Below are 18,418 nucleotides of genomic sequence, written 5' to 3' on the forward strand. Positions count from 1 at the left end.
CCCACTGGCATTGGGCCACACCGTTGTGGTACTTGCAGGGGGTTGAGGGGCAGCGGCCGGATGTGGACGTGCGCTTCGTCTTCCCCGAAGGGGAGCCGTATGACGCGACGTGGGCGCGGCGGACGACCGAGGCGTTCGCCGAGGGGCGGCCGGTCATCACGACTTGGGTTCCGACCGCGCCGCTGGCCGATCTGCCCGTCCCGGAGCCGGTTGGCGAGGCGCTGCTCTACCCCCAGACGCCGCGCGTGGCCCTGCCGCCCGATTTCACACCGGCCCAGATCGCGCTGGGCGGCGAGGTCGAGATCGTTGGCTACCGCGTCGAGCAACCGGCCGGCGGGCCGCTCGCGCCGGGCGAGGAATTCGTGCTGCTCGCCGCGTGGCGCCCTCTGGGCGAGCCGCCGGCCACTCTTTCGCTCTTCCTTCATCTGGCTGGCCCGGACGGCGCGCTCTACGGCCAATCCGACCGGACGACAGTGGCGGCCGAGGGCATCACGCTGACCCAGTTTCGCCTGACGCCGCGGCCGGGCACACCGACCGGCCCACTGACGCTCTACATCGGCGCGGCGGGTGAGGCGATCGGCCGCGAGCGGCTGGCCGAGGTCACGATCGGCTCATCGCCCGTCCGTCCGTATACTGCCCACCAGACGCAGCGCCGGCTGCTGGAAGGCGGCGACACGCTGGTCGGCTACGATTGGGATCACACACTGGCCGACCGGCAGCGCCTCTATCTGCACTGGCGCGACGCCGCCGGTGGCTACCGGACGCAGGTGGTGGACGATACTGCCGTGGACAGTCTGGCCTTGCCGCCCTACCGCGGGCCGTGGGGCGCGCCGGCGACGCGCTGGGACTTCTCGCGCGGGCGCGACGGCGGCCACTACGTGCCCTTCGGCGAGGGCATCGTCTGGACGGGCGAGACGGTCAACGGCGTGGTGGCGGCAGCGGGCGAGACGTTCACCCTGGATCAGGAGTTTCACAGCGCGCGGCCTATCAACCGGGACTACGTCGTCTCAGCGCGGCTTATTGGATTGGAGCCGGACGGTTTTCATTGGGCATGGTGGGATTTGCAGGACTCGATTCCGGCGCTGGGGGCCATCCCGACGCTGAAGTGGGTCGAAGGCTCGTTCGTTCGCTCGCCGCACCGCGTCACCGTGTCGCCGGACGCGCCGCCGGGCCAGACGCTCACCGGCGCGCTGACGCTCTACGACGCCTTCACCAACCGGCCGCTGCCCATCCTCGACGAGCGCATCACGGCTGACTATGCCTGGGTTCCGCTCTGTCAGGGACAAGTGAAGTAGGGGAGGGGGGAAGGGGAAGGTGGGCCCGCCAGGATTCGAACCTGGAACCAATCGGTTATGAGCCGACCGCTCTGCCGTTGAGCTACAGGCCCCGGATAGGGGTTAGGGACTAGGGGCTAGGGACTAGGGAAGAACGATCTTCTCTAGTCCCTAGTCCCTAACCCCTAGTCCCTATCTTGAGCGGCAGACGGGATTCGAACCCGTGAAAGCAGCTTGGAAGGCTGCTGTGTTACCGCTACACCACTGCCGCGTAGGTCGGGGCGGCCGGACTTGAACCGGCGGCCTCTCGGTCCCAAACCGAGCGCTCTGCCAAACTGAGCTACGCCCCGCACACTCACAGTATAGCCGCCGCGCGGGATAGCGTCAACCGGCCCGGCTCTCTTCGCATAAACATTCCAGGCGCACGACGCGACGACTCTCCGGCCCGACGCGCGCCCGCTCATCCAGCACGTGACCGGCCAACCAAACAGGGTGTTCAGCCGTGGCGACGACCGGCCAGAGCGCCCGCGCCGCCGCCGGAATCTTGCGATCGCTCATCACTTCCTTCAACGACGCGCGGCCGTCCAGACCCAGCGGCCGGACGCGCTCGCCGGGACGGCGCGGCTGGATGGATAGCTCCGCGCCATCCTCCAGGGCGACGAGGGCCGTCCACGGATCGGCCGCGGCCAGGATCGCCGGCAGGTCGGCTGCCGCGCCCGGCGTGGCAATTAGCCGCCAGCCGTTCGCCAGCGCGACCGCGCCGGGCACGGGTAGGGGGATGGGCTCGGTCGCGGTCAACTGGGGGTAGGTCATAGGCGGCTCGCCCACGGCGACAACCAGCGCGTCATAACTGACAAGCAGCGCGACCCCACCCGGCCAGTCGGCTCGCGCGCCGGTCGCGCCCTCTTCGGCCACGCGCCGGGCGGCTTCAATCGCGGCGAACCCGATCTCCTTCACGCCCGGCCGGCAGGCGGCGTAGGCCCGGCGCAGCAGCCGCCGCCGCAGCGCCAATGGTTGCGCCCGCCAGCCATCCCGGCTTAGCGTCACCCAACCCGGCCCGCTCCCGGACGCGACCGCCCGCCACGCCGCCTCTTCCAGTTCCGACAGCAGGTCGTCCTCGGCGGCCAGCGTCGTCGCCAGCGCCCACAGCCGCTCGCGCACCTGGGGGTTGTAGGCTTCCAACAGCGGCAGCAACTCGTGGCGCAGCCGGTTGCGCGTGAAGGTCGTGTCGGCGTTGCTCTCGTCGGTGAGGGGAGCCAGGCCGCGCTCGCGCCCGTACGCCTCGATGGCCGCGCGGCCGGCGGCCAGCAGGGGGCGCAGCAGCCACAATTCAGGTTGCCCGGGCAACGGCCCGGCGACGGCCATGCCGCGCAGCCCGCCGGGGCCAGCGCCGCGCAGCAGGTGCAGCAGGATCGTCTCGACCTGATCGTCGACGTGGTGGCCCACGGCGACGGCCGGCGCGCCCTCGGCCCGCGCCACGCGGGCCAGGAAGTCGTAGCGGGCCGCCCGGCCGGCCTCTTCCAGTGACAGCCCGCCCGCTCGCGCCCGCCCGGCCACGTCGCCCCGCTCGGCGCAATAGGCAAGACCGCGCGCGGCGGCCAGGTCGCCCACTGCCTCTGCCTCGGTCGCGGATGAAGGGCGCAGCCCGTGGTCGAGGTGAGCGACGATCAGATGATTGGCCGGCAGGAGTTGCGCCAGACAGTCGAGCAGCGCCAGCGAATCCGTCCCGCCGGAGACGCCGATGACGAGGCGCGTCGCTTGAAGATCAAGCCCGGTCAGGCCCGCGGCCTGTCGCAGCGCGGCGGCGACTTGTTCGAGAAGGCTCATTCGTACTTCTTGAGCTTGCCGGCGGCGAAGAGGGCGTAGTCTTGGGGAAAGGTCGCCACACCCAGTTGGGCCAACATGGCCAGCGTCTGCGCCCGGTGGTCGGTGCCGTGGTTCAGCACGTGCCAGAGCACTTCCCAGACCGCCATGTGCTCGGTGATTGGGCGGCGCAGATCGTCGTCCTTCAAGTCAGACAGATAGGTGTGCGTGTCGCGCTCCACGCTATCCCAACGGGCGCGCACAACGGCCGCCGTGCCGAAGTGTACCGGATTCAGGATGCCCGGCACGGCCGCGCCGCGCAGGGCGGCGAACCAGCGATCCTCCATGTTCATCATATGCACGACCTGGTTGCGCACCGAGCCGAGCGAATAGGGCAGGCGGCGGCGGAACTGTTCGGCCGTCAGGGGGACGATGCCGCGCTCCCACAGTATATGGTTGAGCGCGTAATGGTAGTCGTAGAGCCGGCGAAAGTCGTCGGGGGTCATTGCGACAGGGTGTTAAGCATTAGAGTAGGGCGGGTGGGACTCGAACCCACATGGGTGTTAGCCCGACGGATTTTAAGTCCGCTGCGTCTGCCATTTCGCCACCGCCCCGAAGGAAAAAGAAAGAATCCACAGATTTCGCAGATTACGCAGATTTGGCCTTTTGCCAATCTGATATCGTCGTTCAACGGCTGTCTATATTGTACCTACAAACTCCTATCTGCGTATATCAGCGTTTCATCAGCGTCATCAGCGGGCTATTCTGCTATACTTCGGCCCCACATGTAATGGGAGGCGGATGATGAGACAGTACCTTGACTTGATGCAACACGTGCTGGACAACGGCGCGCGCAAGGAGGATCGCACCGGCGTGGGGACGCTCAGCGTCTTCGGCTATCAGATGCGCTTCGATTTGGCCGATGGCTTTCCGCTGCTGACGACCAAGAAGATGCACCTGCGCTCCATCATTTACGAGTTGCTGTGGTTCCTGCGTGGCGACGCCAATGTGCGTTACCTCCAGGAGCACAACGTCACCATCTGGGACGAGTGGGCGGACGAGAACGGCGACCTCGGCCCGGTCTACGGCCGGCAGTGGCGCTCCTGGCCCACCGCCGACGGCCAGACCATCGACCAGATCGCCGCGGTCGTCGAGCAGATTCAACGCAATCCCGACTCGCGCCGGCTCATCGTCAGCGCCTGGAACGTGGGCGAGATCGACAGGATGGCCCTGCCGCCCTGCCACTGTCTCTTCCAGTTCTACGTGGCCGGCGATCGCCTCTCCTGCCAACTCTACCAGCGCAGCGCCGACATCTTCCTGGGCGTGCCGTTCAACATCGCCTCCTACGCCCTACTGACGCAGATGATGGCCCAGGTGACGGGCTACGCGCCGGGCGAATTCGTCCACACCTTTGGCGATGCCCACCTCTATCTCAACCACCTGGAGCAGGCCAGGCTGCAACTGAGCCGGGAGCCGCGCCCGCTGCCGGCCATGCGTCTTAACCCGGCGGTGCGGTCGATCTTCGATTTTCGCTACGAGGACTTCGAGCTACTCAACTACCACAGCCACCCGCGCATCGCGGCCCCGATTGCGGTCTAATGAATTCACCCCGGATCCTCACGGATTTTACGGATCAACACGGATTGAATGGATCCCCTCAATCCGTTGCATCCGTCGAATCCGTGAAAATCCGTGGTTCATTTATTTAGGAGTATATGACCAACAGACCCCGTATTGCCTACGTCGTGGCGATGGATGAGCACCAGCTCATCGGCCGGGACAACGATTTGCCCTGGCGACTGCCGGATGACATGCGCTGGTTCCGCGAGCGGACGATGGGCAAGCCGTGCATCATGGGGCGCAAAACGTACGACTCGCTGCCGGCGCACTTCCGGCCGCTGCCCGGGCGGCTCAACATCGTGGTGACGCGCAACTTGGACTACGACGCACCGGGCGCGGTCGTTGTCCACTCGGTCGAGGACGCCCTGCGCGCCGCGGGCGACGCCGAGGAGGTCATCATCGTCGGCGGCGCGGAGCTGTTTCGCGCCCTGCTGCCGGTGGTCGGTCGCCTCTACCTGACCGAGGTGCACGGCACGGCCGAGGGGGACGTGTTCTTCCCGGCCTACGACCCGGCCGAGTGGCGCGAGGTCTACCGCGAGACGCACCCGGCCGATGAGCGCCATGCGTTCCCTTTCACCTGGTTGATACTCGACCGGAAGGAAGAATAGGACGCAAATGACGCGGATTCTCGCGCTGATTTTCGCAGATAAGACATCAGATACGCTTATCAGCGTCAATCAGCGTTCCAATCTGCGTCATCTGCGTCCTATTCTTCAATCCGCACCGCCACCTGCCCCTCGCCGTCGAAGTAAACGGCTCGGGCGCGCGTGATGCTGAGCAGGTCGGCCGTCGCCCCGCGCAGCGCCGCGTCCCCGCCGGTCACGTGCAGCGCGCTCACCTCCGCGCCCAACGACAGGCCGCGTTCGCTCTTGAACCGGCGCACGGTTGTGGCGATGTCGCGCAGCGTCTCGCCGGCGCGCAGGGCCGCGGCATCGTCGAAGCGGTTGCCCAACCGCGGCCACGCCGAAGCGTGAATCGAGGCGGCCCCATCCGTCGCTGCGAACAGCGCGCGATAGAGTGCGTCCGTGACGTGGGGCAGTAGCGGGGCCAGCAGCTTCAGCATCGTCAGCAGCCCGTGGTAGAGGGCAAATCGCGCCCCCTCCTCGTCCTCACCGCCGTCGTACAGTCGCTTCTTCGCCATCTCCAGATAATTATCGGCCAGATCGCGCCAGAAGAAGGTCTCAATCTCGCTGCGGGCCGTAGCGTAATCGTACTGCTCGAAGGCCCGCGTCACCGCCGCCGCCAGTTGGCCCGCCCGCGCCAGCAGCCAGCGGTCGGCCGTCGTCGTCCCGGCCGGCGTCTCGGCCGGCGGCATGTAGCCAGCCAGGAAGCGCTCGGCGAAGCGGCCCACGTTCCACAGCTTGGTCACCCACTTGTCGCCCGACTCGATGCGATCCTCATCGATGACGGCGTCGCGCCCCAGGCCCGCGCCGGCTGCCCAGTAGCGCACGGCATCAGCCGAGTGCTTGTCCAGCGTCTCCATCGGCCCCACCGGTCCGCCGCCGCGGCTCTTGCTGAGCTTCTGCGTCCCTTCCGGGGCGAGTCCCCAGCCGGAGATGGCGACGGCCGTCCAGGGCAGTTCGCCGGCGTGGTAGTGGGAGCGCACGATGGTGTAAAAGGCCCAGGTGCGGATGATCTCGTGGGCCTGCGGGCGCAGCGCCATGGGGAAAATGCGCCGGTAGAGCGCCGGGTCGCTCAGCCAGCGACCGACGATCTGCGGCGTCAGCGAGGAGGTGGCCCAGGTGTCCATCACGTCCGTCTCTGGCCGGAACTCCGTCCCGCCGCAGGCGCAGGGGCGCTTGGGCTGCTGCTCGGCCGGGTCGATGGGCAGGTCGGTCTGGTCGGGCAGCAGCGGCTCGCCGCAGTCGGCGCAATACCAGAGGGGGAAGGGCACGCCGAAGTAGCGCTGCCGCGAGATGCACCAGTCCCAACTCAGGTTTTCCACCCACTGCCGGTAGCGCGCGCCCATGTGCGCCGGATGCCAGGCGATGCGCTCTCCCGCGTCGAGAAACGCTTGCCGGTCGTCGAGCACCCGGATGAACCACTGTTGGCTGGTGAGATACTCCACCGGCGTGTCGCAGCGCTCGTGGACGCGAACGGTCTGGCTCAGCGGTTGGGCGTCGAGCAGCAAGCCGCGTCGGGCCAGCGCCGCGGCGATCTCGCGCCGGGCGTCCTCGGTCGTCAGGCCGGCGAAGGGAGCCGCGGCGTCGGTCAGGCGGCCATCGCGGTCGATGGTCTCGATCAGCGGCAGGTTGTGGGCGCGCCACCAGGCCACGTCGGCCGTGTCGCCGAAGGTGCAGCACATCACCGCGCCCGTACCCTTGCGCGGGTCGGCCGCCGGATCGGCCAGGATGGGCACATCCTGACCGAAGAAGGGGACGAGGGCGCGGCGGCCGACCAGGTCGCGGTAGCGCGCGTCGTCGGGATGGACGAAGACGGCCACGCACGCCGGCAGCAGCTCGGGACGCGTGGTGGCGACGGGCAGCGTGCCCTCGTCGAGGCCAAAGGTGAGGGTGTAGAAGGTCGTTTGCCGCTCCAGGTCGTTGAGTTCGGCCTGGGCGATGGCTGTGCGGCACTCAGGGCACCAGATGGTTGGCGACTGCTGCCGGTAGGCCAGACCGCGGCGTAGCAGATCGAGGAAGCCCCACTGCGCGATGCGGCGCGACTCCTCGTCGATGGTGCGATAGGTGTAGCGCCAGTCGATGGACAGGCCCAACCGCCGCCATAGCGCCTCGTAGTCGCGCTCGGCGGCCTCGCTGACCGCCAGGCACTCGCGGATGAAGGCGGCGCGGCCGATCTCGACGGCGCGCACGCCGCGCAGCCGCTCCACCAGCCGCTCGGTCGGCAGGCCGTTGTCGTCGAAGCCCATGGGGTAGAAGACGTTGTCGCCGTTCATGCGCCGGAAGCGGGCGAAGAAGTCGGCGTGGGCATAGGAGTAAACGTGCCCCAGGTGCAAGTGGCCCGACACTGAAGGGGGCGGCGTGTCGATGGCGTAGACGGGCCGGTCGCCGTCGTCCGCTTGGAAGTGATGCAGGCCGGTCGCATCCCAATCGGTCTGGAGCGCGGGCTCGGCCGCCCGCGGGTCGTACTGCTTGGCCAAAGTCATGTCGCCTACCTCCATGGCAAGATACCGCCACATAAAAAGCCCCATCGTCACTTGAGGACGAAAGGGCTTTGCTTCCGCGGTACCACCTCAGTTCGCCGGACTGCTCCGGCGCGCTCAGGCCCCAACCATCATCGGGGCGGCGCGCTAACGGGCGCTCCCGTGCCGGTCTACTGAGGGCGATGCCCCGTTCTTCGGCAGCCAGCCGGGCGACCTTCGGCGCTCCTGCGCTGGAGGGGACTTGCAGCCGGTGGTCCCGCTTTCTCTGTCAGCGCGCCGGGCGCCTACTCCTCCCGGTTCAGGAAACTATTCGCTTGTCCATTCATTATAAGGCTGCCTGATAGCCTGTCAATCCCCTGATTGAGGCTATACTTGCTCTGATGAGTGCCGAAGCGGGAGTGCACGTCGTGCTGGGCGGCAGCGGCAGCGTGGGCAGCGCTGTCGTCCGGCTGTTGATGGAGCGGCCGGTCGCCCTGCGCGCCGTCAACCGCAGCGGGCGCATCCCCTTCCTGCCGTCGCGCGTTCCGGTGGTCGTCGCCGAAGCCGTGGCGCCCGACAGCTTGCGCCGCGCCTGCCAGGGTGCGGCCGTCATCTACCATTGCATCCACCCTAGCCGCGACTACGGCTTGTTGCTCCCCATCACCCGCCACATCATCGATGCCGCGGCCGGAGCGGGCGCGCTGCTGGTCATGGCCGGCAACATGGACTCTTATGGCCCGGCCACCGGCCCGCTGGCCGAAGACGCGCCACTGCGGCCGGTGAGCGCGGCGGGGCGTGTCCATCAGGCGGCGGCCGCGCTTGTTGCCGAGGCCCACACCGCCGGGCGCGTGCGCGCCGTCATCGGCCGCGCCGCCCACTGCTATGGGCCGCACTCGCGCCACGTCTGGCCCGGTGTAGACTTTGAAGCGGCCTTGCTAGGCCGGCCGACCGTCGTCATCGGCGACGTGGACGCGCCACACAGCTACACGTACGTGGATGACTTCGCCCGCGGCCTGGTCGCGCTGGCCGGGCGAGAGGAGGCGTGGGGCAAGGTGTGGCACATCCCCGGCGCGCCGGCCCTGCCGGTGCGCGAGTTCGTCAAGCTGGTCTACGCCGAGGCGGCAACCGCGCCGCGCCTGCGCGTCCGTGGCCGGCTGGGGCTGGCCGTGCGCAGCGTCGTCAGCCCGGAAGCGGACTGGCTGCGCCAGATGTTGCACCAGTTCGACCGGCCGTTCGTCGTCGATGGGAGCCGCTTCGTGGTCGCTTTCGGCGCGCAGCCGACGCCCCACCGCGAGGGCATCCGGCGAACCATGGAGTGGCACAGACGCCGCCAGAACGAGGCTCGCGCCGTGGCCCTGCGGGCGCGGTAGCCTGGAGCGCATCATGCAACCGTCCACGACCCAAGGGCGCATTTGGCGACTCATCCTCTTCACGGTGGCTCTCTTGCTGGTGGGCACACTGGGCTACATGGAGTTGGAAGATTACACCTTTATCGAAGGGTTCTACATGACCGCCATCACGCTGACGACCACCGGCTTTGGCGAGGTGCGACCTCTGTCGGCGGCGGGGCGGTTGTTCACCATCGTGCTGCTGTTCCTGGGCGTTGGCGTGTTGGGCTTCGCGCTCAGCACGGTGGTGGGCTTCGTGATGCGGGATTTCAGCGGGCAGTTGGCGAGGCGACGCATGCAACGATTGATCGAGGAATTGACGGATCACATCATCATCTGCGGCTACGGCCGCGTCGGCGGCAGCGCCCGCAACGCGCTGACGCATAGCGGCTACGAACTGGTCATCATCGAGAAGGACGCCGAGTTGGCCCAGATGGCGCGCGCCGAGGGGCTGCTCGTGCTGGAGGGAGACGCCACCAGCGACGACATGCTGCGCGCCGCCGGCGTGGAGCGCGCCGCCGGCTTGCTGGTGACGACGGGCGACGACGCGGTGAATCTGTTCGTCGTCCTTTCCGCCCACGCCCTGAACCCCAACCTGTTCATCGTCGCCCGCAGCGCCAACCGGGAGAACGAGCGCAAGATGCGTCAGGCGGGGGCCAACCGCGTCGTCTCGCCCCACCGCATTGGCGGCCAGCATATGGCCAACATCATCGTCCGGCCACACGTGACTGACTTCCTGGACGTGGTGACGCTCGACAATGGCCAGGAGCTCTGGCTGGAAGAACTGGTGCTGCCGGAGGAATCGCCGCTTTGCCACACGACTATCGGCCAGGCGAACGTGCGCGAGCGCATCGGGGTTACCATCGTCGCCGTTGTCCGCCGGGAAGGCGGCTCGACCATTACGCCCCGCGCCGCGACGCTGCTGGAAGCCGGGGATCAACTCATCGTGCTGGGCACACGCGAGCAACTGACCGCGCTCGAAGCGTGGATGCAGCCTCCCACGGCCGTGGCCCCACTCCCCCGCACCCGGCGCTCCCTGCTTCGCCGCTAAGAAGAGCATCCACAGATTTCACGGATTACACAGATTAAAGAAAAATCTGCGTAATCTGCGGATTCTTCCTTCCGCATTTGCATGAGCGTTCAATCCTCAGTAGTATTGTCCGGCAGCCACGAAACGAACGGAAGGTTAAACCCCCGATGGAACCCGAACTCATCACCATCATCGAAGGCCCGACGCCGGATTTCATGCCCCATCCACATGGTTGGGTCCAATCAATCTACGAAGGGCCGGAAGAGACCGACGTCGCCCTTGTCCAATTGCGAACGGGCAACGGTAATGACATTGTGGAGCGCTCCGAAGTGGCCTGGAAGCAGGGCCGGCCGGTGCGCCTGGACTACCCCGACGATCTGCGCATGCGCCAGCAGGTGGACGTGGTCGCCATGCGCCTGACTCAAGTGGATGAGGGGCAACTGCTATTGCTGTGGGTCGCGTTGCCCTACGAGTACGTCGTCGAGGATGATGGGGGCGACATGGGCGAGGACGACGAGATCGATCCCGACCTGCCATTCTAGAAGAATCCACAGATTTCGCAGATTAAGAGGACGCGCATAGGCGCAGTGGGGCCACCTATGAGCTACGAGACGATCCTGTATGAAGTCGCTGGCGGCATTGCCACGATCACGCTGAACCGGCCGGCCAAGCTAAATGCGTTCAACGACCAGATGATCGGCGAGACGACCGACGCCTTTAAGGCCGCCGGGCGGGACGGCGTCGTGCGCTGTATTGTTCTTACCGGCGCGGGGCGTGGCTTCTCCTCTGGCCAGGACCTCAGTGACTTCCACGGGCGGGCCGAAGCCGTCTCCATCGGCGAGCACCTGCGCCACGGCTATCACCGGCTCATCCGGCAGATGACCACGCTGGAGAAGCCGATCATCGGCGCGATCAACGGCATCGCTGCCGGCGCGGGCTGCGGTGTGGCCCTGGCGGCCGACATCCGCATCGCCGCCGACAACGCCAGCTTCATGCTGGCCTTCAGCCGTGTCGGCCTCATCCCCGACAGCGGCGCAAACTGGTTCCTGCCCCGGCTGATCGGCTACGCGCGGGCCTACGAGATGGCCCTCACCGCCGAGCGTGTGCCGGCGGCGCAGGCGCTGGAGTGGGGCATGGTCAACCGGGTCGTGCCGGCGGCGCAACTGCCGGAGATCACCGCCGCCTGGGCGCGCCAACTGGCCGATGGGCCGACGCTGGCCTTTGGGCTGACCAAGCGGGCCATGAACCGCAGTTGGGAGATGACGCTGGATGAAGCGCTGGCCTATGAGGCGCACCTACAAGAAGTGACCGGCCGCAGCGCCGACAGCCGCGAAGGGGTGATGGCCTTCCTGGAAAAGCGCGAGCCTCGCTTCAGCGGCAAATAGAAGAGCTCACGCAAAGAGCGCAAAGAAGCAAAGAACGCAAAGAAGAAATCATGAATTCCTCTTTGCGTTTTTGGTTTTCTTAGCGTTCTTTGCGTGAGCCTCTTACCGCTCGGCCAGGTAGATCTCGTTGCCAGCGACAACGAACACGCTGAGTGGCGAGTCGACGATGGCGAAGTCGGTCGCCTCGCTGAGCACCTCATCCCCCGTCTCATCCAGGATGCGGAACTGTGTCAGCACCGTGCCGCCGCGGCTGAGCTGGACGAGCCGGCTGCTGCCCGGGTCGAGGACGAACACCGAGGCGTTCAATCCGCGACCGACCAGCTTGACGGCCACGGGCGAGACCAGCGGCGTGGTCAGCCCGCTTTGCAGCAGCGTGTTCTCGTCCCACTGGATGCGCCCGGAGCGCGTGTCGTAGTAGCGGATGCGGCCGTCACTGTAGATGACCACCAGACTGCCATCCTCTGAGTAGAGGTCGAAGTCCACGGCCTGATCCAGCCCCATCTGAGCGCTGAAGAAGATGGCCGGATCGTCGGCCGACTGGGTGAAGCCATTGTCGGCGAAGTACTTCCAGATCTGCTGCGCGCCCGTGTCGAGCACGTAGAGGCGGCCGAGGTAGGAGGCCAGCGCCACCGGCTCCTGCCAACCGCTGCTGTTACCCAGTCGCTCGCCGCGGATGTCGCCCAGGTTCGGGTAGTAGCTGAACACCACCCCCGTCCGGTCGAGCATGGTGATGCCGTCGCGCGTCTCGGCCGCGCTGCCGGCCAGCCAGGTCAGATCGACCAGCGGGCCGATGACCTCCGTGCCGATGGGCTGCCCGTTGTAGGCGATGATCGACGGCTCCTCGGCCGTTAAATCCATAAAGGTCTCGTCCGTGGCGTGGAAGAGGACGCGGTTGGCAGCCTCGTCCAGCACGGCGATGCCGCCTTCCGTCCCGCGCAGGGTAACGCCGGTCAGGTTGGTTCCCTCCTCGTACTGGAAGAAGGAGCGGGCCGTCATGCGCGTCACCCCGTCCAGTTGATCAAGCGCGTCGCGGGCCGTGGCGCGCATCCGCGCCACCTCGCCGTCGTCGGCGCGCAGTTCGTCCGCCTCATCGGCCAGCGCCAGAACCGTCTCATAGCCCGCCCGCGAGCCGGCCGGGTCGCCGGCCGTCTCGGCCTGGGCCAGCGCCTCGCCCATCTGCTGCTTGACCACGGCCAGGCGAGCCACGTTGTCGCGCTGGAGGTAGACGCTGGTGATGACGGCGGCGATGATGACGGGGATGATTAGCGCCGCCATCGCCGGCAGCGCCCAGTTAATGGGCGTTTCGGTCGCCTCGCCCTCGCGCCGCAGCCGGCCCAACACGTAAGCCAGCCAGCCGGTAAAGCGCGACAGGCCGCGCGCCGACGTGGCCGCCGCGCGCCGTGCGCCCGTCTCCAGACGCGCCTGAGCGTCGGACGTTTCCGGTGCGGCCGGCGGAATGTCCGGTTCTGCCAGAAGCTCTTGGGTCTCGGCGGTGGGGGTGGGCGGCGTTGGCGCGTCGGCGGCGCGTTTCGGTTGGACGAGCGCCGCGGCTGGCGCGGCTGCCGGTCGGGACGCGGGCGCGGCCGGCGAGGGGCGCGCCCCGGCGGCGGGCTTCTTGCTGTGCTGGAAGGTCAGGGGCAGCGTCGGCGGAATCTCGTCGGCGAACTCCACCAGCAGCAGCCGGGCCGTGTCGCCGCCGACCACGTCTACCAGCGCCTCCAGCCCGCTTTCGATCTCCGTATCCACCAGCACAGGAGCCAGCGTCGTCCCGGTCAGCGGGGACAGGCGCGGATCGGCCAGCAGCATCATGTCGCCGCTCTGGAGCTGGTGGTAGGCAAAGCGGATGTCGATGCCGGCGGTGCGGCCGAGGGGCGTCAGTGTGCGCGGCGGGTGAACGGGCAGCCGCTCCACGCCGAAGTTGTGGCCCAGAAAGGCCAGCCCCTCGCCGACTTGCAGGGTGTATAACTCCTGGCCGTGCAGCACGGCGCACGTCAGCGCCCCCTCGCGCGTTGTTGACTTACCGCCCAGGTTGTGGCGCAACAATTCCTCGTTTGTCTCGATCACCGCCCGCCGCAGGGCCGACGTGACGCTGCCCGACACGGCGAAGAAGCGCCGGCTCAGCCCTTCCACCAACTCGCGGCTGAGATCGGCCGTCTGATCCGGCGCGCCAGCGAGCGTCAGGTGGGCGAAGAGAAAGTCGCGCTCCCGGCCCCGCGCCGCCTTCTGGGGCGCGGGGCGAGACAGGACGCCCGGAACCTCGCCGGGTTCCTGGGGCGTCCCGTTCAAGACGAATAGTTGGGCGGTGATGGCGAGTAGATCCACGGATGAAGCCGGTGAGCGGTCGGTGTGGAGCTACGCCTCGTAGGCGACGTAGGGTAGATTGAACGCTTGCGCCACGGCTTCATACGTGACCTGGCCGCGATAGATGTTCAGTCCCTTGGCCAGGCCAGGATTCTCGGCCATGGCCGCTTCCGCGCCCAGCCGGGCCAGGCGCAGGACGTAGGGCAGTGTGGCGTTGCTTAGCGCCAGCGTACTGGTGCGCGGAACCGCGCCGGGCATGTTGGCGACGCCGTAGTGAACGACGCCATCGATGACATAGACCGGATCGGAGTGGGTGGTCACGTGGATCGTCTCGACGCAGCCGCCCTGATCGACAGCCACGTCGGCGATGACGCTGCCCTGGCGCATGGTGCTGACCATGTCGCGGGTCACCAGCCGCGGCGCGCGCGCGCCCTTGATGAGCACGCCGCCGACAACCAGGTCGGCGTTGGCGACCGCCTCGGCGATGTTGTAGGAATTCGAGGCGACGGTGGTCAGACGGCCGTGGAGCACGTTCTCCAGGAAGCGCAGCCGATCCAGGTCGGTATCGAGGATGGTGACGTGCGCGCCCATGCCCAGGGCGATGTGGGCGGCGTTGCTGCCCACGACGCCGCCGCCGATGATGACGACGTTGGCCCCCGGCACGCCGGCCACGCCGCCCAGCAACATGCCCCGGCCCAGGTGCGACCGCTCCAGGAAGTGCGCGCCGACCTGGATAGCCATGCGCCCGGCGACCTCGCTCATCGGCGTTAGCAGCGGCAGGCTGCCGTCCGGCGCTTCCACGGTTTCATAGGCGATGCCGGTCACGCCGGACTCGATCATGGCGTGTGTCAGCTTCTCTTCGGCCGCCAGGTGGAGGTAGGTGAACAACAGCAGGTCATCGCGCAGGAAGGGGTACTCGACGGCAATGGGTTCCTTGACCTTCACGACCATCTCCGCGCCCCAGGCGTCGGCGGCCGTGGGCACGATCTTGGCCCCGACCTTCACGTACTGTTCATCGGTAAAGCGGCTGCCGTCGCCAGCGCAGGTTTCCACGAGGACTTGATGCCTTTTTTCGATGAGTTGCTGCACCCCGGCGGGCGTCATGGCGACGCGGTATTCGTTGTCTTTGATCTCTTTGGGTACGCCGACTAACATGCGACACTCCTTCAATGGGTTTATAGATGGGTGAGTGTATTCTACTCGAAACTGGGCAGTGGACTAATTCACGGCGGCCTGCGTGGCATGCCATTGGCGCAGCAGTTCGGCCTCGCGCTCGGCCGACAGGCCGGCCCGCCAGACGTGATCCGCCGGGCGCGTCGCCAGCCAAGCCAGCGTGTCGCGCACCGTCTCGACCGCCGGGCGGAACGCCAGCCCGGCCGCCAAGGCGCGGTCGATGCTGAAACTGTTGAAGCCGCCGAAGTCATCTGGAACCCACAAAGGCATCTCCACGAACGGGCCGACCTCGTGAGTCACCAGAAACGCGCCATTGACCCACGTGAAGCGGGCGTCGCTGCCGGTTACGTCGCGGATGGTGTCCAGCAGCCGGCCCAGCGGCAGGGGGCGCTCCGGCCCGGTGACGTTGTACGGCCCGACGAGGCGCTGTTCAGTCGCCCGCAGCGTCCAGCGGGCCAGATCGCGCACGTCGATGAACTGCACGCCGTAATCGGGCGATTCGGGGGCCAGCACCTCGCCGCCGCGGGCCACGCGCGCCGGCCAGTAGTTGAACCGGTCGCTGCCGTCGTGCGGCCCGACGATGAGGCCGGAGCGCACCAGCAGCGCCCGGCCGCCCATGCCCTCCATCGCCGCCCGCTCGCACAGCGCCTTCAGCGGGCCGTAGGTCTCGCCGGTGATCTCCTCCACCGTCTCGTCGGGCGTCGTCGCCAGCGGGCCGCTCTCGTCGGTATTGGCGGCCAGCGGCTCCGCGTAGACGGACAGGCTGGAGATGAAGGTGTAGTGTTCGACCGCCCCGGCCAGGAAGTCGGCCGCCGCGCGCACTACGCGAGGTACGTAGCCGCAGGTGTCGATGACTGCGTCCCAACGCCGGCCGGCCAGAACGTCCAGTTCGCCGTCCCGGTCGCCGTGCAACTGCTCCACGTCGGGGTAGAGCGCGGGGTTCGACCGGCCGCGGTTGAACAGCGTGACCTCGTGCCCGGCGGCGCGGGCCTCGTCCACCAGCGCGCGCCCCAGAAAGCGCGTGCCGCCGATGATCAGGAGTCTCATGTGCTTACCTCCCTGCGAGATAGGCCGCAGCCTCACGACCACGTCCGCAGAGGAGAATAGCGGCGCGAGGCGGCGTTGTCGAATAGAAGAATGGGACGCTGATTTCAACGCTCATTGCCGCCATCCGCGAAAATCAGCGTTCAATCTGCGTCATCAGCGTCCCATTCTTGCATGTGCGGTTGCGCGGGGGTCAAGATAGAATTGCGTTCGCGCGGCGCACTATTCCAGCCGCAACCGGGAGACACACAATGGACGTTAACGTTGAACAAGGCAGTATCGAAGCGAGCGGGGCCGACACCCTGATCGTTAATCTCTTCGAGGGAGTGACCGCGCCGGCCGGAGCGACGGGCGCTGTCGATAACGCGCTGGGCGGGGCCATCAGCGACCTGATCGCCGGCGGCGATTTGAAGGGCAAGGCGGGCGAAGTGGCCGTGCTCTATCCGCGCGGGGCCATTCCGGCCCGGCGCGTGCTGGTCGTAGGGCTGGGCAAGGCCGACAGCTTCGACCTGGAAGGGGTGCGGCGCGCCTCAGCGGCCGGCGTCAAGCGCGCCCGCGACCTGAACGCGCGTCACGTGGCGACCATCGTCCACGGCGCGGGCTTTGGCGGCCTTGACGTGGCCGCGGCGGCCCAGGCGACGGTCGAGGGAGCGCTGCTGGCGGCCTACCGCTTCGACGCGCCGAAGAAGAAGGAGCCGGCCAACGAGATCGAGGCGCTGACCATCGTGGAATATGACAACCGGCGCGTGGGGGCCATCTCCGCCGCGGCGCGGGTGGCCGAGGCGGTGGCCGCGGGCGTAGCGCTGGCCCGCGATCTGGTCAACATGCCGCCCAACGTCGCCACCCCGACGCGGCTGGCCGAAGCGGCGCGAACTATCGCCGCGGCCCATGGGCTGGGTATCACCGTTGGCGACCGCGCCTGGGCCGCCGAGCGCAAGATGGGGGCCTATCTGGCCGTGGCCCAGGGCGCGGGCGAGCCGCCGCAGTTCATCATCCTGGAGCATAACGTTGACCGGACGGACGCGCCGACCGTCGTCCTTGTCGGCAAGGGTATCACCTTCGACACCGGCGGTATTTCCATCAAGCCGAGTGAGCGAATGGGGGAGATGAAGAGCGACATGGGCGGCGCGGCGGCCGTGCTGGGGGCGATGGAAGCCGTCGGCCGGCTCAACCTGCCGCTGCGCGTTATCGCTATTACCCCCTGCACCGAGAACATGCCCGACGCCAACGCCTACCGGCCGGCCGACATTATCACCGCCAGCAATGGCAAGACGATCGAGATCATCAGCACCGACGCGGAGGGGCGCATGGTACTGGCCGACGCGCTGGTGCACGCGGCACAGTACCAGCCGGACGCGGTCATCGACCTGGCGACGCTGACCGGGGCGTGCGTCGTCGCGCTGGGCAGCGGCGTGGCGGCAGGTATCTTCTGCAACGATGACGGGTTGCGCGACCGGCTGTTGCGCGCGGCCGACGCCACCTACGAGCGCCTCTGGCCGCTGCCGCTCTACGACGATTACCGCCGGGCGATCAAGTCCGAGGTGGCCGACATGAAGAACAGCGGCGGGCGCTTCGGCGGCGTGGGCACGTCGGCCGTCTTCCTGAAGGAGTTCACTGATTACCCGTGGGCGCACCTCGACATCGCCGGCGTGGCCCTGGCCGAGAAGAGCGGCGACTATACGCCGGTGGGCGGCACGGGCTTTGGCGTGCGGCTGCTGGTGGACTACCTGCGCGGACTGGCCGCCGGCCGCCAGTCAAAATAGCGGCGCGGCGCGCTCATGCTATAATTCTCGCCCAGCAGCCTGATCCGGAGGAAGAGAAAGATGGCCGTCCCAACCCAACCGCTGACCCTCGGCATCGAGGAAGAATACCAGATCATCAACCCCGAAACGCGCGATCTGCACACCTACATCAGCGAACTGCTGACGCAGGACCAGACGCGGCCGAAGAAGCTCGACCTGAAGCCGGAGTTGATGCAGTCGCAGGTGGAAGTGGGCAGCCACATCTGTCGCAACATCAAGGAGGCCCGCGGGGAGATCGTCCGGTTGCGGCGCGACGTGCTGGAATTGGCCGACGAGAACGGCCTGCTGATCGCCGCCGCCTCCACTCACCCTTTCGCCCGTTGGGAAGACCAGGTTATCACCGAGGGTACGCGCTACAAGGAACTGCTGGACGATATGCAGGGCGTGGCCCGGCAACTGCTCATCTTCGGCATGCACGTCCACGTCGGCTTCGGCGACGACCCGGAGTCGCGCGAACTGCTCATCGCCATCATGAACCAGGCGCGCTACTTCATCCCGCACCTGCTGGCGCTGTCC

At 67.5% G+C, this 18,418-nt stretch carries 15 protein-coding genes and 4 tRNA genes; 9 read left to right on the top strand and 10 right to left on the bottom strand.

All coding sequences use genetic code 11. From position 1 onward, the window contains the following. A partial coding sequence (locus ACE3UY_RS06475) for a hypothetical protein (RefSeq protein WP_374686733.1) occupies positions 1-1,295 on the top strand: 1,295 nt, incomplete at its 5' end. 20 nt (positions 1,296-1,315) lie between these two features. Here the strand turns inward: ACE3UY_RS06475 and ACE3UY_RS06480 are convergent. The 6 genes from ACE3UY_RS06480 to ACE3UY_RS06505 all read right to left on the bottom strand — a co-directional run bounded on the left by ACE3UY_RS06480 (position 1,316) and on the right by ACE3UY_RS06505 (position 3,691). After that, a tRNA-Ile gene (locus ACE3UY_RS06480) sits at positions 1,316-1,387 on the bottom strand. Between the two features lie 87 nt (positions 1,388-1,474). Then, a tRNA-Gly gene (locus ACE3UY_RS06485) sits at positions 1,475-1,545 on the bottom strand. Positions 1,546-1,550: 5 nt separating this feature from the next. Then, positions 1,551-1,624 (bottom strand) — tRNA-Pro (locus ACE3UY_RS06490). A gap of 34 nt (positions 1,625-1,658) precedes the next feature. Continuing rightward, positions 1,659-3,101 (bottom strand): tRNA lysidine(34) synthetase TilS, encoded by a 1,443-nt coding sequence (gene tilS, locus ACE3UY_RS06495; RefSeq protein ID WP_374686734.1) that lies wholly within the window; start codon positions 3,099-3,101, stop codon positions 1,659-1,661. Beyond that, positions 3,098-3,583 carry a DinB family protein gene (locus ACE3UY_RS06500; protein ID WP_374686735.1) on the bottom strand — a complete coding sequence of 162 codons (486 nt, stop codon included), beginning with the start codon at positions 3,581-3,583 and terminating at the stop codon, positions 3,098-3,100. The genes tilS and ACE3UY_RS06500 overlap by 4 nt, the downstream gene beginning before the upstream one ends. Positions 3,584-3,608: 25 nt before the next feature. Further along, positions 3,609-3,691 (bottom strand) — tRNA-Leu (locus ACE3UY_RS06505). Between the two features lie 190 nt (positions 3,692-3,881). Here ACE3UY_RS06505 and ACE3UY_RS06510 point away from each other — a divergent pair. Beyond that, the gene (locus ACE3UY_RS06510; RefSeq protein ID WP_374686747.1) at positions 3,882-4,676 is read left to right on the top strand and encodes a thymidylate synthase; all 795 of its coding nucleotides are present in this window, start codon (positions 3,882-3,884) and stop codon (positions 4,674-4,676) included. A 116-nt stretch (positions 4,677-4,792) separates the two neighbouring features. Beyond that, positions 4,793-5,305 carry a dihydrofolate reductase gene (locus tag ACE3UY_RS06515; protein WP_374686736.1) on the top strand — a complete coding sequence of 171 codons (513 nt, stop codon included), beginning with the start codon at positions 4,793-4,795 and terminating at the stop codon, positions 5,303-5,305. Between the two features lie 98 nt (positions 5,306-5,403). Here ACE3UY_RS06515 and ACE3UY_RS06520 read toward each other — a convergent pair whose 3' ends face one another. Continuing rightward, the gene (locus ACE3UY_RS06520; protein WP_374686737.1) at positions 5,404-7,803 is read right to left on the bottom strand and encodes a valine--tRNA ligase; all 2,400 of its coding nucleotides are present in this window, start codon (positions 7,801-7,803) and stop codon (positions 5,404-5,406) included. Positions 7,804-8,180: 377 nt separating this feature from the next. Here ACE3UY_RS06520 and ACE3UY_RS06525 point away from each other — a divergent pair, with 377 nt between their 5' ends. The 4 genes from ACE3UY_RS06525 to ACE3UY_RS06540 all read left to right on the top strand — a co-directional run bounded on the left by ACE3UY_RS06525 (position 8,181) and on the right by ACE3UY_RS06540 (position 11,582). Continuing rightward, positions 8,181-9,149, top strand: a complete 969-nt coding sequence (locus ACE3UY_RS06525) for an NAD-dependent epimerase/dehydratase family protein (protein ID WP_374686738.1) — start codon at positions 8,181-8,183, stop codon at positions 9,147-9,149. A 13-nt stretch (positions 9,150-9,162) separates the two neighbouring features. Further along, positions 9,163-10,218, top strand: coding sequence for a TrkA family potassium uptake protein (locus ACE3UY_RS06530; RefSeq protein WP_374686739.1), 1,056 nt, complete (start codon positions 9,163-9,165; stop codon positions 10,216-10,218). A gap of 146 nt (positions 10,219-10,364) precedes the next feature. Then, on the top strand, positions 10,365-10,739 hold the full coding sequence (locus tag ACE3UY_RS06535) for a hypothetical protein (RefSeq protein ID WP_374686740.1): 375 nt from the start codon (positions 10,365-10,367) through the stop codon (positions 10,737-10,739). Positions 10,740-10,796: 57 nt separating this feature from the next. Then, on the top strand, positions 10,797-11,582 hold the full coding sequence (locus tag ACE3UY_RS06540; RefSeq protein WP_374686741.1) for an enoyl-CoA hydratase-related protein: 786 nt from the start codon (positions 10,797-10,799) through the stop codon (positions 11,580-11,582). Between the two features lie 102 nt (positions 11,583-11,684). Here ACE3UY_RS06540 and ACE3UY_RS06545 read toward each other — a convergent pair whose 3' ends face one another. From ACE3UY_RS06545 to ACE3UY_RS06555, 3 genes are all read right to left on the bottom strand, one after another. After that, positions 11,685-13,904 carry a hypothetical protein gene (locus ACE3UY_RS06545; RefSeq protein ID WP_374686742.1) on the bottom strand — a complete coding sequence of 740 codons (2,220 nt, stop codon included), beginning with the start codon at positions 13,902-13,904 and terminating at the stop codon, positions 11,685-11,687. A 30-nt stretch (positions 13,905-13,934) separates the two neighbouring features. Next, complete coding sequence (gene ald, locus ACE3UY_RS06550) at positions 13,935-15,038, bottom strand: alanine dehydrogenase (RefSeq protein ID WP_374686743.1); 1,104 nt, start codon at positions 15,036-15,038, stop codon at positions 13,935-13,937. Positions 15,039-15,101: 63 nt separating this feature from the next. Further along, entirely contained in the window at positions 15,102-16,103 is a 1,002-nt protein-coding gene (locus ACE3UY_RS06555) for an SDR family oxidoreductase (RefSeq protein WP_374686744.1), read from the bottom strand. A gap of 248 nt (positions 16,104-16,351) precedes the next feature. On the opposite strand from ACE3UY_RS06555, the gene ACE3UY_RS06560 reads away from it, so the two are divergent. Both ACE3UY_RS06560 and ACE3UY_RS06565 read left to right on the top strand, forming a co-directional pair. Then, a complete protein-coding gene (locus ACE3UY_RS06560; RefSeq protein ID WP_374686745.1) occupies positions 16,352-17,863 on the top strand; it encodes a leucyl aminopeptidase in 1,512 nt (503 codons plus the stop codon). Between the two features lie 60 nt (positions 17,864-17,923). Next, positions 17,924-18,418: glutamate-cysteine ligase family protein (locus ACE3UY_RS06565; RefSeq protein WP_374686746.1), on the top strand; the 495-nt coding region annotated here is incomplete at its 3' end.

The organism is Promineifilum sp. (SeqCode) (assembly GCF_041918635.1).
Classification (GTDB): domain Bacteria; phylum Chloroflexota; class Anaerolineae; order Promineifilales; family Promineifilaceae; genus Promineifilum.

Bases quoted from the DNA above. Each gene is read 5' to 3' on its own strand.
- ald (WP_374686743.1), bottom strand. From the start codon at position 15,038: ATGTTAGTCGGCGTACCCAAAGAGATCAAAGACAACGAATACCGCGTC.
- ACE3UY_RS06560 (WP_374686745.1), top strand. From the start codon at position 16,352: ATGGACGTTAACGTTGAACAAGGCAGTATCGAAGCGAGCGGGGCCGAC.
- ACE3UY_RS06555 (WP_374686744.1), bottom strand. From the start codon at position 16,103: ATGAGACTCCTGATCATCGGCGGCACGCGCTTTCTGGGGCGCGCGCTG.
- ACE3UY_RS06540 (WP_374686741.1), top strand. From the start codon at position 10,797: ATGAGCTACGAGACGATCCTGTATGAAGTCGCTGGCGGCATTGCCACG.
- ACE3UY_RS06515 (WP_374686736.1), top strand. From the start codon at position 4,793: ATGACCAACAGACCCCGTATTGCCTACGTCGTGGCGATGGATGAGCAC.
- tilS (WP_374686734.1), bottom strand. From the start codon at position 3,101: ATGAGCCTTCTCGAACAAGTCGCCGCCGCGCTGCGACAGGCCGCGGGC.
- ACE3UY_RS06510 (WP_374686747.1), top strand. From the start codon at position 3,882: ATGAGACAGTACCTTGACTTGATGCAACACGTGCTGGACAACGGCGCG.
- ACE3UY_RS06530 (WP_374686739.1), top strand. From the start codon at position 9,163: ATGCAACCGTCCACGACCCAAGGGCGCATTTGGCGACTCATCCTCTTC.
- ACE3UY_RS06500 (WP_374686735.1), bottom strand. From the start codon at position 3,583: ATGACCCCCGACGACTTTCGCCGGCTCTACGACTACCATTACGCGCTC.
- ACE3UY_RS06520 (WP_374686737.1), bottom strand. From the start codon at position 7,803: ATGACTTTGGCCAAGCAGTACGACCCGCGGGCGGCCGAGCCCGCGCTC.
- ACE3UY_RS06535 (WP_374686740.1), top strand. From the start codon at position 10,365: ATGGAACCCGAACTCATCACCATCATCGAAGGCCCGACGCCGGATTTC.
- ACE3UY_RS06525 (WP_374686738.1), top strand. From the start codon at position 8,181: ATGAGTGCCGAAGCGGGAGTGCACGTCGTGCTGGGCGGCAGCGGCAGC.